The 16,598-nt window shown below is 59.9% G+C and carries 14 protein-coding genes; 5 read left to right on the top strand and 9 right to left on the bottom strand.

Translation table 11 applies throughout. From position 1 onward, the window contains the following. Positions 1–26: 26 nt before the first annotated feature. The 5 genes from DTW90_RS00070 to DTW90_RS00050 form a co-directional block, all read right to left on the bottom strand. Positions 27–1,097, bottom strand: a complete 1,071-nt coding sequence (locus DTW90_RS00070; RefSeq protein WP_149335920.1) for a Gfo/Idh/MocA family oxidoreductase — start codon at positions 1,095–1,097, stop codon at positions 27–29. A gap of 6 nt (positions 1,098–1,103) precedes the next feature. Then, complete coding sequence (locus tag DTW90_RS00065; protein WP_149335919.1) at positions 1,104–2,129, bottom strand: Gfo/Idh/MocA family oxidoreductase; 1,026 nt, start codon at positions 2,127–2,129, stop codon at positions 1,104–1,106. A 28-nt stretch (positions 2,130–2,157) separates the two neighbouring features. Beyond that, positions 2,158–2,931 (bottom strand): carbohydrate ABC transporter permease, encoded by a 774-nt coding sequence (locus tag DTW90_RS00060; RefSeq protein ID WP_245512783.1) that lies wholly within the window; start codon positions 2,929–2,931, stop codon positions 2,158–2,160. 103 nt (positions 2,932–3,034) lie between these two features. Next, positions 3,035–3,946, bottom strand: coding sequence for a sugar ABC transporter permease (locus DTW90_RS00055; protein WP_149336968.1), 912 nt, complete (start codon positions 3,944–3,946; stop codon positions 3,035–3,037). 58 nt (positions 3,947–4,004) lie between these two features. Then, positions 4,005–5,291 carry an ABC transporter substrate-binding protein gene (locus DTW90_RS00050; RefSeq protein WP_149335917.1) on the bottom strand — a complete coding sequence of 429 codons (1,287 nt, stop codon included), beginning with the start codon at positions 5,289–5,291 and terminating at the stop codon, positions 4,005–4,007. A 535-nt stretch (positions 5,292–5,826) separates the two neighbouring features. Between DTW90_RS00050 and DTW90_RS00045 the strand changes: the two genes are divergently transcribed. Together DTW90_RS00045 and DTW90_RS00040 are read left to right on the top strand one after the other, a co-directional pair. Next, the gene (locus DTW90_RS00045; RefSeq protein WP_149335916.1) at positions 5,827–7,260 is read left to right on the top strand and encodes a mandelate racemase; all 1,434 of its coding nucleotides are present in this window, start codon (positions 5,827–5,829) and stop codon (positions 7,258–7,260) included. Between the two features lie 61 nt (positions 7,261–7,321). Further along, positions 7,322–8,587 (top strand): Gfo/Idh/MocA family oxidoreductase, encoded by a 1,266-nt coding sequence (locus DTW90_RS00040; protein WP_149335915.1) that lies wholly within the window; start codon positions 7,322–7,324, stop codon positions 8,585–8,587. 15 nt (positions 8,588–8,602) lie between these two features. Here DTW90_RS00040 and DTW90_RS00035 read toward each other — a convergent pair whose 3' ends face one another. Next, positions 8,603–9,181, bottom strand: coding sequence for a hypothetical protein (locus DTW90_RS00035; protein WP_149335914.1), 579 nt, complete (start codon positions 9,179–9,181; stop codon positions 8,603–8,605). A gap of 168 nt (positions 9,182–9,349) precedes the next feature. Between DTW90_RS00035 and DTW90_RS00030 the strand changes: the two genes are divergently transcribed. Then, positions 9,350–9,751: a hypothetical protein gene (locus tag DTW90_RS00030; RefSeq protein WP_149335913.1), complete on the top strand. Its 402-nt coding sequence runs from the start codon at positions 9,350–9,352 to the stop codon at positions 9,749–9,751. Positions 9,752–9,804: 53 nt separating this feature from the next. Here DTW90_RS00030 and DTW90_RS00025 read toward each other — a convergent pair whose 3' ends face one another. The 3 genes from DTW90_RS00025 to DTW90_RS00015 are packed head-to-tail and all read right to left on the bottom strand — an operon-like array spanning position 9,805 to position 13,717. Beyond that, positions 9,805–10,815: a hydroxyacid dehydrogenase gene (locus tag DTW90_RS00025; protein WP_149335912.1), complete on the bottom strand. Its 1,011-nt coding sequence runs from the start codon at positions 10,813–10,815 to the stop codon at positions 9,805–9,807. Next, complete coding sequence (locus tag DTW90_RS00020) at positions 10,812–12,668, bottom strand: DUF2264 domain-containing protein (protein WP_149335911.1); 1,857 nt, start codon at positions 12,666–12,668, stop codon at positions 10,812–10,814. Before DTW90_RS00020 ends, DTW90_RS00025 begins: the two co-directional genes overlap by 4 nt. A gap of 26 nt (positions 12,669–12,694) precedes the next feature. Further along, positions 12,695–13,717 carry a LacI family DNA-binding transcriptional regulator gene (locus DTW90_RS00015; RefSeq protein WP_149335910.1) on the bottom strand — a complete coding sequence of 341 codons (1,023 nt, stop codon included), beginning with the start codon at positions 13,715–13,717 and terminating at the stop codon, positions 12,695–12,697. A 147-nt stretch (positions 13,718–13,864) separates the two neighbouring features. Here DTW90_RS00015 and DTW90_RS00010 point away from each other — a divergent pair, with 147 nt between their 5' ends. Both DTW90_RS00010 and dusA read left to right on the top strand, forming a co-directional pair. After that, the gene (locus DTW90_RS00010) at positions 13,865–15,163 is read left to right on the top strand and encodes an extracellular solute-binding protein (RefSeq protein ID WP_149335909.1); all 1,299 of its coding nucleotides are present in this window, start codon (positions 13,865–13,867) and stop codon (positions 15,161–15,163) included. 279 nt (positions 15,164–15,442) lie between these two features. Then, entirely contained in the window at positions 15,443–16,444 is a 1,002-nt protein-coding gene (gene dusA, locus DTW90_RS00005) for a tRNA dihydrouridine(20/20a) synthase DusA (RefSeq protein ID WP_149335908.1), read from the top strand. Positions 16,445–16,598 lie beyond the last annotated feature (154 nt).

Raw genomic sequence — 16,598 nt, 5'->3', positions numbered from 1 at the left:
CAGGTCCGACGTTGCGATATGCAGGTTCATGCGGGCCTCCAGCTTTTGTATTTCCGGCTCTCAGGACCGACGGGAAAGCGAACTTCCGTGCGGGTCTCCGAGGACTCGTAGAAAGCGGTTACCAGCTCCAGCGCACGACGGGCGTCGACCGTTGTCACCGGTAGGGGACCGCCAGACACAAGAGCGTCGTGGAACAGCTTCATCTGGGTCTCAAAGCGTATCGGCACCGGCGTCCAGTCCTTAAGCACTGCGTCGATCTTGGCTGCAATCTCGTCATTGGCGGGGACGATCGTCCAGGGATCCTGACCAGGGCTATAGGGTTCGTGGTTGCTTTCGAAAAGCACGTTTTCGAAGCAGAGGCGCAGGCGGCTGATCTGCGAAGTCGAGCCAAGGGTGGCGCTGATCGTCGCCAGCGCGCCGTTTTCCATCAGCAGGCTGGCGCTGGCGCAATCCTCAACCTCGATATCGTTGACGCGGGTTGCCACCCGACCGAAGAGGCCCGCTATCGGTCCCATCAGATAGGTCAGCATGTCGTGCAGATGGATGGAATGCGTCATCAGCACGCCACCCAGTTCCGTCGCCCATTTGCCGCGCCACGGCACGGCGTAATATTCGGCTGTGCGCAGCCAGTGGGTTTCCGAGGTCGCGACATAGGGCTTGCCGGCGATACCGGCATCAATGATACGCTTGGCCTTCTGGACGCCGTCGCCGTAGCGATACTGGAAGATCGGCATGAGCATACCGCGCGCCGTCTTTTCGGCTTCCATGACCGCATCGACATCGGCGAGCGAGCCGACCAGCGGCTTCTCGCAGACGACGTGCTTGCCTGAAGCCAGAGCCTGCAGGATGAGTTCAAAATGCGAGCCGGGAGGCGTGCAGATGTCGATGATGTCGATTTCGGGCATGGCAAGGACCTCGGCAAAATCCCTGGTGCGGCCCTTGATGCCGAACTCGTCGCCGACGGCATTCAGGCGCTCGTCGTTGAGATCGCAGAGGATGGCGACCTCGAACCGGTCGGGATGCGGCAGATAGCCCTCGACGATGTGGGAACGGCCGATGCCGAGACCGATCACTGCGACTTTTTTGATATCAGACATGCGCGACTACTTTCGAAAATCTCTTTGGGAAGTGGCTTCAGCCAGTGCTTGAGCTTTCAGCGCCAACTCCATGGTTTTGAAGCAATGTTCCTGACCCATGGCCGTCTCGGTGCGATCGCGGATATCGGCAGCGAGCTGCCGGCCATAGGGCAGTTCCACATCGCTGCAATCGATGTGCTGCATGCCCTTGCGGTCGACCAGGAAGAGGTGATCGGTGCCCGGGCGCCCGGCGATATCGAGATATTTCCTAAGCTCGATCGATCCTTCCGTCCCGACGATGAAGAGGCGGCCGTCGCCCCAGGTCGGCAGTCCGTCCGGGGTGAACCAGTCGACGCGGATATAGCCCGTCGCATCAGGCGTACGCAGATGCACGTCGCCATAGTCCTGCAACTCCGGCGTATCGGGATTGGCGCGATTGGCGACCGTCGCCGATAGCACCTCGACGTCGAGCGAATCCGTGAAGAACAGGAACTGTTCGAACTGATGTGCGGCAATATCGGTGATGATGCCGCCGTAGCGCTGGCGCTGGAAGAACCATTCCGGGCGGGTCGGCTTGCGCAGGCGATGCGGACCGAGGCCGGTCGTGTGGATCACCTTGCCGATGGCGCCTGATTTGACCAACTCGCCGGCCTTGACTGTCGAAGCTGTCTCGAAATGCTCGGAATAGAGAATGGAGACGATGCGCTTGGTCTCGGCCTGGACGCGTCGGACTTCCGCCAGCTGTTCCAGCGTCGTCATGCCGGGTTTGTCGAGCATGATGTCCTTGCCGTGATGCATGGCTGATATTGCGACGCCCGCTCGTTCGCTTGAGATCGCGGCGCTGAGGATCAGATCGATCGAGTGGTCCTCGAGGATCTGCCTGCGGTCGGCTACGCGTTCCACCTGCGGGAAGCGTTTTGCGAAGGCGGCGGAGAGGTCGTCCTCGACGGCATAAAACGAGACCAGTTCGGCGCCCGCCCTCAGCATGACGTTGACCTGGCCGTAGATATGGTCGTGATTGAGACCGATGGCGGCGAAGCGCAGAGCGCTCATGCGACATGTCCTTTCATAAGTCTTGGCATCAGCGTTTCAGGCCGGCGGTGGCGATGCCATCGATCAGCAGGCGCTGGAAGAAAAGGAAGATGAGGAAGACCGGGATCAGCGAAATGCTCGACATGGCAAAGAGGCTGCTCCAATCGGAACTGCCGGTCGAATCCACGAAGGAGCGCAGTCCGAGCTGGACGGTATAGGTATTGATGTCGCTCAGATAGATCAGAGGCCCGAAGAAGTCGTCCCAGGTCCAGATGAAGGAGAAGATTGCCGCCGTTGCGAGAACGGGCAGGGAGAGAGGCAGCATGATCTTCCAATAGATGCGCCAGGGGCTGCAGCCGTCCATCATCGCGGCTTCGTCGAGTTCGCGCGGAATGCCGCGGAAGAATTGCACCATCAGGAAGATGAAGAAGGCATCGACGGCGAGGAACTTCGGCACGACGAGCGGCAGCATCGTCTTCACCCAGCCGAGCTTGAGGAAGAGGATATATTGCGGGATGAGGGTGACGTGATAGGGCAGCATCAGCGTCCCCAGCATCAGCGCGAACCAGAAGTCACGTCCCCAGAAGCGCAGCCGCGAGAAGGCATAGGCCGCAAGCGAGCAGGAAACGACATTGCCGATGACCGAGAGGACGGCGATGACGACTGAATTCCAGACGAAGGTGCCGAAGGTCACCTGGGCGCCCATCCACCCCCTGACATAGGCGCTGAAATCGAGCGAACTCGGGATCAGCGAGGCGCTCTGGAAGATCTCGTTCTGGTCCTTGACCGAGCCTGACAGCATCCAGAGCAGGGGATAGAGCATGACGATCGAGGCGATGATCAATGCCGCGTGGATCAGCACCGACAGGATGATGGGGCGCTCGCGCGGCGGGTTGAGGTCGTCGGAGAAGGAAACAAGCTTCGCATCAGTCATCGTAGTGGACCCAATACCGTGCTGACAGGAAGGAGAAGGCGGTGAAGATCGCGATGATGATCACAAGGATCCACGCGAGCGCCGCCGCATATCCCATGCGGAAGAAGCCGAAGGCTTCCTGGTAGAGGTAGAGCGTGTAGAACAGCGTCGAATCGATCGGGCCGCCAGTGCCCGAGGAGATGACATAGGCCGGCGTAAACGCTTTGAAGGCGTCGATCGTCTGGACCACGGCGTTGAAGAAGATGACCGGGGTCAGAAGCGGCAGCGTGATCTTGAAGAAGATGCGCGTCTTCGAGGCGCCGTCGAGGCTTGCCGCCTCGTACATGTCCGTCGGGATCTGCCTCAGGCCGGCGAGGAAGATGATCATCGGCGAGCCGAACTGCCAGATCGCAAGAACGATCAGCGTATAGAGCGAATAGTCGGGGTTCGAGATCCAGCTCGGGCCTTCGATGCCGACATACCAGAGCAGCGTATTGACCACGCCATCGCCATCGAAGATCTGCCGCCAGAGAACGGCGATCGCGACGCTGGAGCCGAGCAGCGACGGCAGGTAGAAGATGGCGCGATAGACCGTCAGGCCGCGTATGCCGCGATTGAGGAGCAGCGCGACGATAAGCGCGAAGGCGAGCTTCAGCGGGACCGAGCAGACGACATAGAACAGCGTCACCCTCATCGACGAAATAAACTTGTCGTCGCCGCCGGCGATGCGGGCATAGTTGTCGATGCCGACGAAATGTGGCGCCTGCAGCAGGTTATAGTCGGTGAAGGACAGATAGAGCGATACCAGCGCCGGCCCGAGCGTCAGGCCGAAGAAGCCTATGAACCAGGGCAGCAGGAAGAGATATCCCGGCAGGTTGCGGGCAAGCGCTCCGGGCGGTTTCGTTCGTTCGCTATTGCGCGCGATGGTGCGCAGGCCGACAGCAGAGCTGCCGGCGGCGCTTGATGTTTGCGTGCCCAAGGTCTCAGCCTCGCGTTATGTTTGCGGCTGCCTGTTCGGTGAATTTCGTTCCGGCATCCGTCGGGGATGAACGGCCGAAGGCCACTTCCTCTGCGATCTTCTTCAGGAGGAACGCATTTTCGCCAGCGCCGTTCGGCGGCGGCGGCGGCAGGGCGCCGACCTGCGGCGTCAGGCGGCCGATATAGTCGACGACGAGCTTGCTATTGTCGTCCAGGCCTGCGGTCAGCGCCTTGCGGACCTTGTCGGAGGCGGGAACGCCGCGCTCGACGCCGAGCGCCTTGGTGCCATCGGGATCCTCGACGAGATAGTTGACGAAGGCGACGGCGGCATCCTTGTTCTGCGACTGGGCCGAGACCGACATCAGCATCGAAGGCTTCAGATATTGGCCTGGCTTTCCGTTTGCGCCGGCATTCGGATAGGCGAAGATGTCAAACTTTTCCTTGCTCAGGCCCTGGATTGCCAGGAACTGATTGGAGTGCGCGAAGCTGACGGCGGATTTGCGCAGGACGATAGTGCTCGTCTCGATCGTCTGCTGGTCCAGCGCCTGGACGTCGGCGGGCACGCAGGCCTTGCTGTCGCGCATGTGCGCCCAGAAGGTGAACCAGTCGGCCGTATCCTTGGCGTCGAAAGCGAGCTTGCCGTCATTGCCGTAGAGCGCCTTGCCGCGCTGGCGCAGCCAGCATTCGAAGGCGGGTTCCAGGCCGCTCGCATCCTGCGATCCATAGAAGGTGCGGCGCTTCTTGGCAGCGGTGAGCTTGGCGCAGGCATCGGCGAACTGGTCCCAGGTCATGCCGTCATGCAGGGGATCGAGGCCGGCCTCTCTCCAGGCATCGGTGTTGTAGACCACCATACTGGAATTGACGCCGAGGTTTACCCCGTAGAGCTTGCCGTCGACCTTGCCGGAATCGATGTTGGCATTGCCGAAATCATCGATCGCCAGCGACTTGCCCATATAGGGCGTGAAGTCGAGAAGCGTGCCGCGGCGGGCATATTCGAAGATATAGCGATAATCCATCTGGATCAGGTCGGGGGCATTGCCGCCTGCCGTCTGAGTGGCGAGACGGGTCCAGTAATTGTCCCAGCCAAAGGATTCGCCGGCGATGGTGATATCGGAATTCTTGGCACCATATTGCTTGATCGCATCCATCGTTCTGTCGGTGCGCTCCTTCGAGCCCCACCAGAGGAAGCGCATGGAGGTGGCGGCCCGCGCAGGGGCCAATCCCATGGCGCTGAAGGCGATCGTGGTTGCCATGCCGCATAGAAGCTGGCGGCGGTCTATCGTCAACGTCATCCTGGTCTCCTCCCCAGTTTACCGATGATCTACGAGACTGCTGTGCATCACATAACTATTTGGTTACAAAATGGAGAGAATTTGAGACGTGTCAAGCCATCATTCCACTATCGGCTCGAAACAGCTTTGGGTTGTTCGCGCCCCAGGGCCGTTTGTGACAGGCAAATCCGGATGGGCATCGTGGTTCCACGGAGAGAATTGCCGCAATACTGGCTTTGCAGGGGGTATTTGGCCTGCGGCAGAAGGTCACGCTGTTCCGACCGGGCCAGATTGACATGATCTGTCGATCGCTCCGTTGCCACATGAAATTTTTTCTGGGGCAGTTGACAAATGATGGTGTCCGGGTCGATCTTGTAACTGTACAGTTACATCTTTGAAATGGTAATCTATTGTTTTTTCAATGTATTCCATTTTGCAGACTTCTGGGAGGAGGAATGTGATGTTCACCTGTCGTTTTCGGCTCCCCGTGGAGGCTGATGTCATATCGCCTCTGCCGTCTCGACCGGCCGCCACATGCGCTCGGGTGGGTTGAGCCATGGCTGATCCTTTGAACATTAGACTCGTCGAGGCGCGGGCCTTTGAACGCCCGGTCCGCCTGCGGCTGCCGTTCCGCTTCGGTGCGGCGACCTTGCGCGAGGCGCGGCAGATATTTCTGCGCGTCCGCATCGAGGATGCTGCAGGCCGCTCGACCTACGGTATGGCGGCGGAATTGATGGTGCCGAAATGGTTCGACAAGTCTCCTGAACTTTCCAACGGCGACAATGAAAACCAGCTTCGCCGGTCGCTGACGCTTGCCCTCGATTCGCTTCAGGGGGCGGGGTTGGGTAGCGCCTTCGCGCTCCACGCAGTCGTCGAGACAGAGCATCACAAGCGTGCAGCATCCGAGAGATTGAACGGGCTCGTCGCGTCCTTCGGACTGGCGCTGGCCGACCGGGCCATCATCGATGCCGTCTGCCGCATGGAAGGCATTTCTGTTGCACAGGCGGTTCAGGCGAATCGTTTTGGCATTGATATCTCTACCGCTCCCGATCTTACAGGCTTCGATCTGTCGATGTTCCTGTCCAGCCTACAGCCATCCAGTCATATTGCTGCCCGTCACACCGTCGGCTTGGTCGATGCGATCGCCACGGGCGATATTGCCGAGGAAGATCGGCTCAATGACGGTTTGCCCGAAAGCCTGGAGCAGGCGATTGACGCCTATGGCCTGACCTTTTTTAAGGTGAAGGTCTCGGGCGATCCGGTTGCTGATATCGATCGGCTTTGCCGCGTCGCCGGGCTGATCGATTCCAAAGTGCCGGACTATTCGGTGACGCTCGACGGCAACGAACAATTCTCGTCTGCAGAGGCCGTGGCTGACCTGCTTATGCGTATCAAGGCCGCGCCGCGCCTTGCTCGTTTCGCTGCCTCCATTCTCTTCGTTGAACAGCCGATCGCCCGCGCTCACGCTTTCGAAAAGCCGGTTTCGGCGCTCGCTGCCTTCAAGCCTGTCGAGATCGATGAATCTGACGCCACGATGGATGCCTTCATCACTGCTCGGGGACTTGGCTATGACGGCATCTCGTCGAAATCCTGCAAGGGCTTCTATCGCTCGCTGCTGAACCGCGCGCGGGTCGCGAAATGGACTGCCGAGGATGGCCGCGCCTATTTCATGTCGGGCGAGGACCTGACGACACAGGCGGGTCTTGCCGTGCAGCAGGATCTCGCGCTCGCGGCTTTGATTGGCATGACCCATATCGAGCGCAACGGCCACCATTACGTCGACGGCATGGCCGGCGCCCCGCTTGCCGAGCAGGCAGCTTTCGCAGCCGGACATTCCGACCTTTACCGTCTCCATGACGGCCGCGCGCGTCTTGCCATTAAGGGCGGACGCATCGCGATCGCTTCGGTCATCGGCGCTGTCGGCCTCGGCTCGTCCGTCGAGCCGGACTGGGGCGCCATGGAGCCTTCGCCGGTCGCGCCGAAAGCCTGACATTTTGTGTTGAATGTTTCCGGACGGGAGCCGACGCGCCGTCCATCTCTGGAGGAGAGATATGCAGCCGTCATCAAGGAAACGATATGCGCTGGTCGGCGCGGGCAACCGCGGCACGACCATGTGGGGCAAGGATCTGATCGGAGGGTGGGGCAATGAGGTCGAGCTCGTGGCGGTCTGCGATCTTAATCGGATGCGCGCGGAAAGGGCACTTGAGTATATCGGCGTGAGAGCGCCCATCTACACGGATTTCGATGAGTTGTTGCGGGTCGAGCGGCCGGATCTGGTCATCGTCTGCACCCGCGATTCCACCCATGACGACCTGATCGTCAAGGCGATGGAAGCGGGCGCCAATGTCATCAGTGAAAAGCCGATGACGACGACGGTCGACAAGATCAAGCGCATCCTCGAGGCCGAGAAGCGCACGGGCAAGAAGCTCGATGTTTCCTTTAACTACCGCTTCGCGCCGACGGCGGCAAAGATCAAGGAATTGCTGAATTCGGGCGTCATCGGTGAGGTTACCTCGGTCGATTTTCACTGGTATCTCGATACCAGTCACGGCGCAGACTATTTTCGGCGCTGGCATGCCTTCGTCGAAAATTCCGGCAGCCTTTTCGTTCATAAGGCGACCCATCATTTCGATCTCCTGAACTGGTATCTGGATTCCGATCCACAGACGGTCTCGGCCTTTGCCGATCTCAAGCATTACGGCCGCAATGGGCCTTTCCGCGGCGAGCGCTGTCGCACCTGTCCGCACAAGGGCGAGTGCAATTACTTTCTCGATATCAGCAAGGTGCCGCTGCTCCAGAGCCTCTACGAGGATCCCTCGTCGGAGGACGGCTATGTCCGCGATGCCTGTGTGTTCCGCGAGAGCATCGACATTCCCGACACGATGGTGGCCTCCATCCACTATCAGAACGGCGTTCAGGTCTCCTATTCACTGAATACCTATATGCCGATCGAAGGGCATCACATTGCCTTCAACGGTCACAAGGGCCGTATCGAGCTGCGTCAGTACGAGGCGCAGGCCTGGACCATGCCGCCGGCCGACGAGATCGTCGTCATGAAGAATTTCGACGGCGTCGAGCGCATCTGGGTGCCTTATTCCTCAGGCGGTCATTACGGCGGCGACGACCGGCTGCGCAACATGCTCCTGAAAACAGGGCCGAACGACGAACTCAGGCAGCGCGCGGGATCACGGGCAGGGGCAATGTCTGTTCTCTGCGGCATCGCGGCGCTGAAAAGCAGCCGCACCGGCACCCCCGTCTCCATTGCGGACATATGGGGTGACGATAACGGCCTCAACCTCTTGGATACGCGGCCCTAGAGCCGCGTCGTCCGCTTATTCGCATTGCGGCAATTGATTGGAGTAGAGTGCGGCCATGCCGGCGACGCGCCTTGCCGTCGCCTGCAGGCTGGCATTGCCGCGCCAGCTTCCCTGCGCGTAGGCCTTGGGGCCAACGTAGTAAGCGATGTAGAGGCTGTAGGCGTCGTTCAGCGCAATGCCGTTCTGCAGGTGGCTCTGCTCGTGATACCAGCCGATGAAGTCGATCGCGTCGACGAAGTTCGATCGCCGGGCGCCCCAATGGCCGGTTTCCCGCTGGTATTTGTCCCAGGTGCCATCGAGCGCTTGCGAGTAGCCGTAGGCGGTGGAAGGACGCGTCCAGGGGATGAAGCCGAGCAGCTTCGTCCGGGGCGGCCGCGCATAGGGGCTGAAGCCCGATTCCGCATAGACCGTCGCCATCAGAATAGGCACGGGGACACCATATTCGCGTTGGGTGTTCTCCGCCGCCCGGCGCCAATTGTTGAACCAGCCATCGCGCTGATCGAAGATCGCGCAGACGTTTCTCGTCTGATGAGGAGCCGTCGCGCAGCCGGCCAAAAGCGCCAAGGCGACGATAAAGACGGTACGGGGACGCATGACTAACCTCTCTTTCGAGAGATTACTAAGTCATGAACGTTAAAAACGGGTTTTTAGACAATCCCAAATCTAAGCATGTGTCTTTTGGTAGGTTCGGTCCTGTTGACAAAATAACCGTTCATGGCGAACGGTTTTTCGACCTTCCATCACCCAATGGCGAGATTAATAATGCAAGTAGCAGTTGCTCAAGAGGCCTTTGCTGAGTTGGGGAAAGTCGCCAACCCTGCAGCGTTCTTTGATGGAAACGATGCTTTCATTTGTTATGAAGCTTCAGTGCGTGCAGGAGGTGGCAATGTGGTACTCAGGTTCGAGGATGTCATCGACTTTCGCATTACGCCAATGAACGTTGAGGGGCTGAAAGAGTGTCGCTATCCCATTCAGCCATGGGCATTCAATGAAATTTTGGATAGCGAAGAAGCGTCTCGATGGAAGGCACTCAAGCCGAGATTTTGGCTGATATCCTTGAATGATGTTACGATCGAAGTTCTCTTCGATACGGTTTCTGTTATAGGCCGCGACACTGAAGGCGGGCCACAGCACAAGACGTTGATAAACGTCCTATCGAGTTGAAGGCGTCCACTTTTACGCTCCTGCGTAACCGGCAGTGCCGTCAGCAGCCAAGTTCATGCCATATGTTGAAGATCCTGCCGATGAACCTGATATAGCAGCGGTTTTCCTTTTATGAAGCGGCAGACCTCGTCGACCGCCATCTCGCCGAGCCGCGTTCTTTCCAGTCCTACGGCGCCGGCGATATGGGGCGTCAGAAAGACGTTGGGCAGATCGTAGAAAGGCGAGGCGGCGTCCGGTATTTCCGGATCGGTCACGTCGATCACGGCATCGATGCGTCCGGACTTGAGCACGTCGATCAATGCGGGTTCGTCTACGATCGCGCCGCGCGCCGTGTTGATCAGGGTCGCCCCGGCCTTCATCAGCGACAGGCGTCGGACATCGATCATGTGCCGCGTTGCCGGCAGGGAAGGCGCATGAATGGAGACGATATCGGCTGTAGTCATCAGCGCGTCGAGATTGACTTTTTCGACGCCCAATCGCTGTGCCTCGCTGTCGTCCATAATGGGATCGTAGACAATCACGCGATAGTCGAAGGGTCGGAGCAGCTCGATCACCCGCCGTCCGATCCGCGAAGCGCCGACAATGCCGACGATGCGCCGGTAATTGCCGATCGCTTCCGCCTGTATCGGCACCGTGCGCGCACGGTTACGGTCTGCGACATAGAGATCGCGAAAGCGGAAGACTTTCTTGCCGGCAAACAGGATCGCAGCGAGCGTGAATTCGGCGACGGGCATGGCATTGGCCTGCGCGGCGTGGCTAACCGCTATGCCGGCATCGAATACGCTGTCATCGACGAGGCCTTTGACCGTGCCGGCCGCATGAACAATCAGCTTCAGATGTGGAGCGCGGCAGAGCACGCGGGCGTCGATCGGTTGCGCTCCCCAGCCGGTGACAAGGATTTCCGCCTCCGCCAATAGCTGCACGGACCGCTCGTCGTCGAAGCGCTCCATCGGCGCGACATCGAGAAGGTGGCCGATCCCGCCCAGCTTTTCAAGAAGGAGCGGCGTCAGCACATGCTGGGTGCGGCTCGGCTGCATGGCAAGGGCGATGGTGGGTCTGATCACGGCAGTCGGCTCGGTGCTTCGATGGCGCTGATGGTAACGCCGTCCCGCTCGACGAGTGCGCGCAATGCATCGATATCGGGCGTGCCGGGTGCATTGGGCCAAGCGGTGGAAACAGCATTGGGATCGCGCAAAGCAAGAACGGCCGAGATCAAAATCGTCTCGCCCGCAGGGATCTCGGCGCGCAATTGCGGGACCAGTGTCCTTGCGACGATGAGATTGGTGTTGGGCGGCCCCTTCTGCGCTATGCCTGTCCGTTCGACCGAAGAGCCGAGGTCGAGAATGCCGCTGAAATCCGCTTCACCGACAGCATAGGCAGAGCCTTTGTCCGCGACGAAAGTGTCGGCATTGAAGTCGCGACGCGCTATGGCGAAGCCGCCTTCGGCAGTCTGCAAGGGTCTTGGCGTCACGACACGGTGGGCGCGGATATGCCACGGTGCCGAAGGGATGAGCCATGTTTCTACTGATACATCACTGAAGGGTGACCATTTCGAATAGAGGACATCGCCGGCAAGCCTGGCGTCGCTGTTGGTCTCGCGAACCCGATAGTGCAGGCCGTCGTCACTGAAGGCGAGCATGGAATCGAAGGCGCCGCCGACAAAGGCGCGCTCATCGCTTTCAACGCTGAAACCGTAGCGGGCCGAATAGGCGAATTTGGCATATTTCTCGGAGCCAAACCGCATCTGCAGGTTCTCCTGACCGGAGGAGAGCGCGATGACATCGCCCCCGGTGCGCATCATCACCATGCCGGGATGGCGTTGGGGCGCAATTGTCGCTTCCACGACCAGCGGCTTTTCCTCCGCTGTCCAAAAGGGATGGTCTTTGCCCAGTGCAAGCGGCAAGAATGCCTTGAAGGCCCAATAGGGCGAGCCGGCGGAATTATAGTTCTCCGACATCAATAGGTTCGGATATCCGTAACCGATCGGCAACGTCCCGTCGCTATTGGCGATCGGCTTGTCGGACCACCAGCGCAGATGCCGCAGGCACAGCCCTTTGATTTCACCCCAGGGCAACGCCTCCAGATCGGCAAAGGCCAGCGCCGACCAGAAGCCGGCGCAGGCGAAGCGATAGGTCAGGCTGCGGCCAAACGGGATGACAGCGCCATCCTCGGCGAACCAGTTGCGAAAGTCCTTCGCAAAGAGCACGGCGCGTTCGCGATAGCGTTTCGCGTGATCGTCATCGACGAGCTTCGAATAGATCAGCCCGTAGAAATGCATGGCGAAGGGAATGTAATGATCGATGCGCCGAACACTACCGTCACGATACCAGCCGTCGCCGATATAGAAACCGTCGAGTTCGCGGAGATAGGTCTTGGTCAGGCTGCGATCGAAATCCGCGCCGAGGCGATCGAGTGCGATATCGACGAAGATGCGGAAGAATTTCCAGTTGTTGTCGGCATAGTCGAATTGGCGAGCCTGCTTGAGGTAGTTGATGACATTGTCGCGGGCGCGGCGATCGAGCGGCTCCCATATTTTCTCAGGCACGAGGGCAAGCGCAAAGCCGAGAGCGGCGAGTTCGACCATGCGCTGGTCGCGAGTGGCAACGGTGCCCCAATACTCCGGATGCGAGGGATCGGTTCCGTTCGCGATTCCCTCGGCATATTTGTCCCAATGGGCAAATTCGCTTCCGCCGGCTCCAAGCGGGGCGAGGCCCCACAATGGACGGGCAAAGCCTTCCAGATCGGCAGCCGCGCGATCGAAATGAGCAGCAGTCGCATCCAGCCTTACACGGGCATTGCCCTGCGAGAAGTAGGGCAGCAGCGGATCGAAGAGATCTGTCAGCGCGCGCTCCATGTCTTTCCGATTGCGGAGCAGGTTGCCGGAGAGTGGATTGCTGCTGACAGGATCGTACGTCATGGAGTGGCTCTTTCGGGAACGATGGATCAGTTCTCGCTTGGAAGGGTGCCGCCGCTCACCGGCACAACGGCATGGCATATCTGCCGCGTCGGCACGTTCCTGTCGCGGAAGCGGGATATCATCAGGGACACGGAATCGCGTCCGATTGCGGCCCGGTCCACGCGCATGGTGGAGAGCGGCGGATCGGTCATCATTGCACAGGGAAGGTCGTCGAAGCCGACAATGGCGAAATCCTCCGGCACGCGACGACCTGCCTCCTTGACCGCTTCCAGCACGCCGACGGCGACGAAGTCGTTCATGCAGAATGCCGCCGTGAAGTCGGGGCTTTCCGTCAGCACGGCAGCCGTCACGGCATGTGCTTCCGCACTGGCACTTCCCTGAAACGACAGGGGCAGGAGACGGCTGGTGGCACCTTCGACGGCAGATATGGCCGCGTCGAAGCCGCGCGTGCGCTCGTGGATCGTCTGGCGATGCAAGCCCGTCAGGTGGAGAACGCGGCGATGGCCGGCGGCCAGAATCCGGCTGGTCGCCTCGAATGCGCCAAAGAAATTCGCAGGCGATACGCCATCGAAGCGCATCCTGGGATCCGTGCCGTTGACCAGGACGAGCGGCGTGCCGCTCTCCTCCAGCCAGAGACGCAGTTCATCCGAGGGATCGATGCCGACGAGAAACAGGCCCTCCGCCTTTGCGGTCGACATCTGCTCCCGAACGTTTTCAGGCGTTATCCGCGCCTCGCGAACGAGGCGTATATCGAACGGCATTCCTCGTTCGAGGGCATTGGCCCGCAATCCCTCTACGATGCCTTCGTAGAAGACGCTCAGCCCGCCGGTGGCGCTGTCGCTGGCGATCAGCGCAAGCCCGCCGGGCAATGGTTCGGCAGAGGACTTCACGGGATAGCCGATATCGGCTGCGACCTTGAGGATATGCTGACGGATGACCGCGCTGATGCCGGGTTCGTTGGCAAGGACGCGCGATACCGTCGAGATCGACACGCCCGCTTTTTCGGCGATGTCTGCCTGACGCAGACGTTTTGAGCGAATTTCATTCATGGCTCGATCCTATGCAAATAATGCAAATTTGCAATAGAAAGATATAATCTTGCAAAAAACTTTCATATTGCATACCCTTTCTCCCATGGACACGATCGGTCGGAGGGCCGTTCCTGTGCAAGGTTTCGCAAGAGAAGGAGGAAACTCATGCGATTGAACCGCCGTTCATTCATGGTTGCATCCGCAGGCGCCGCAGCGGGCCTGGCCTTTGGAGCTACGCAATCCCGATCTGCCTTTGCGGCGGACAGTGTTCAGCTTCGCGCGATGTGGTGGGGCGGCAACGACCGCACCAAGCGCACTGTCGATGTCGCCAAGCTGTTCCACGAAAAGAATGCCGACATCGACGTCATCGGCGAAAGCATCAGCGGCGACGGCTACTGGACCAAGCTCGCAACTGAGATGGCGAGCCGCGACATTGCCGACGTCTTCCAGCTGGAGCCGAGCACGATCTCGGATTATTCCAAGCGCGGCGCTTGCCTGGCGCTTGATCAGTTCGTTCCTTCCACCTTGAAGGTCGATGCCTTCGGCAAGGATGTGCTGAAGCTGACGACGGTGGACAACAAGCTGTGGGGTATCGGCCTCGGCCTGAATTCCTTCGCACTGTTCTATGACGAGGACATGTTCAAGAAGGTCGGCATCAATCCACCCGGTCCGGATACGACCTGGGATGATTATGCCAAGATCGCCGTCGAGATGACCAAGGCGGCGGGCAAGCGCAGCTATTGGGGCGGACCATATGGCGCACGCTACAACTATGTTTTCGATGCCTGGCTGCGCCAACGCGGCAAGATGCTCTATACCAACGAGGGCGCACTCGGCTTCGGCGTAGACGACGCTAAGGAATGGTATTCCTACTGGGAGGACCTGCGTCAGAAGGGCGGCACGGTCTCCGCTGATGTTCAGACGCTCGACCAGAACGTCATCGAGAGCAATTGCCTGGCGCTCGGCAAGTCGGCAATGGGCATGGCCTATTCCAACCAGCTGGTCGGATATCAGCTGGTCGTGAAGGACAAGCTTGCCGTCACCATGTTGCCGCGCGAGAAGAAAGGCGGGCCGTCCGGCCATTACTATCGTCCCGCGCTGATCTGGAGCGTTGGTGCGACGACGCAGCATGGCGAACAGGCGGCAAAATTCATCGACTTCTTCGTCAACGACGTGGAGGCCGGCAAGATCCTCGGCGTCGAGCGCGGCGTTCCTATGTCGCCAGCGGTTCGCCAGGCGATTCTTCCCGGTCTCAACCCGACGGAACAGGCGACCGTCAAATATGTGGAGCTTCTGAAGGATCAGGTCGGCGACTACCCGCCGCCGGCGCCGCTCGGATCGACGGAATTCGACCAGAAGGTCATGCGGCCGATTGCCGACCAGCTTGCCTTCGGCAAGATTACGGTTGCCGAGGCCGCAGAGAAGCTGGTGTCGCAGGGCAAGACGACAATCAAAGCCGGCTAATCTTTTGCGGGCAGGCGGCGCGTTTGCCGCCTGTCTCCGTTCGGTGATTCCTTCTCTTGCCTCCTGCGAGAGGTTCCTGGCGAACCCGTTTGCTTCGATGAGACCGCGCTTTTTGGCGCGGCGACGGTGGAGCGTGCCGGCATCCTCCGATCTTCCGGCAAGTCGAGCAATCGAGGGGCGGATAAGTTTTTCCTCGCATTTTAGGGTGATCTTCGCCATATGAGCGGCAAGATGCTGCACGCGGCCTTTAATGGTGAGACCTGAGGTAAGAGTAAGACGATGATTTCCGGGCGTCCTGTTTTCGCCGTTGCTCCCATGATCGACTGGACCGATCGGCACTGCCGCTTCTTTCACCGGCAGATCAGCCGCAATGCGCTGCTCTATACCGAAATGGTGGTGGCCGACGCGATCATTCATGGGCCGCGGGATCGTCTGCTTGGCCATGATGCAGCGGAACATCCTGTTGCGCTGCAGCTTGGCGGGTCGGATCCGGCAAAGCTTGCCGAGGCGGTGCGGATCGCCGAGCCCTATCGCTACGACGAGATCAACCTCAATGTCGGCTGCCCCTCGGACCGCGTGCAGTCCGGGACCTTCGGCGCCTGCCTGATGCAGACGCCTGATGTCGTGGCGGCAAGCGTTGCGGCGATGAAGGCGGTCGCAACCGTGCCGGTCACAGTCAAATGCCGCATCGGCGTCGACGATCAGGAGCCGGAAGAGGTGCTGCCCGACTTCATCGCCCGAGTCATTGACGCCGGCGCGGACGTGGTCTGGGTGCATGCGCGCAAGGCCTGGCTGAAAGGCCTGTCGCCCAAGGAGAATCGCGAGATCCCGCCGCTCGATTACGATATCGTCTATCGCATGAAGCAGCGCTGGCCGGATGTCTTCATCGGCATCAATGGCGGCATCCAGACGCTTGATGAGGGCGAAGCCCATCTGCGCCATGTCGATGGCGTCATGCTCGGCCGCGCCGCCTATCAGAACGCAGCGATCCTGTCCGAAGTCGATCATCGCTTCTATGGCGCGCCGGCCGCCGAGCCGGACTGGAATGCCCTGCGCGACGCGATGATGGCCTATGCGGCTGATCATATCGCCAATGGCGGCAGGCTGCAGCATGTCGCGCGGCATATGGTCGGCCTGTTTACCGGCCTTCCCGGCGCGCGGCGTTACCGCCAGATTCTCTCCACCGACGCTACGAAGAGCGGGGCAGGGCCCGAAGTGATCGCCGCTGCCTTCGCCGCTGTCGAAGCCGCTGCCGCGGAACGCGAGGCGATCAGCGCCTAAGCTGCATCGATCCGCTCAGTGCAGCGCTAGACTAGTGCCCATCCATAAACGCCTGTTTTTCTGCGGTTTTGAAAGGTTGTTTGCCGGCTGCCATCGTTTTTTTGGACGAGTGATGGCAGAGAGCGCGCAGATTATGGCCCGAAGAGCGATCTGA

This window comes from Neorhizobium sp. P12A (assembly GCF_008365395.1).
Classification (GTDB): domain Bacteria; phylum Pseudomonadota; class Alphaproteobacteria; order Rhizobiales; family Rhizobiaceae; genus Rhizobium.
The sequence above is the reverse complement of the archived record's forward strand: the minus strand, read 5'-3'. Positions and strand labels throughout refer to the sequence as shown.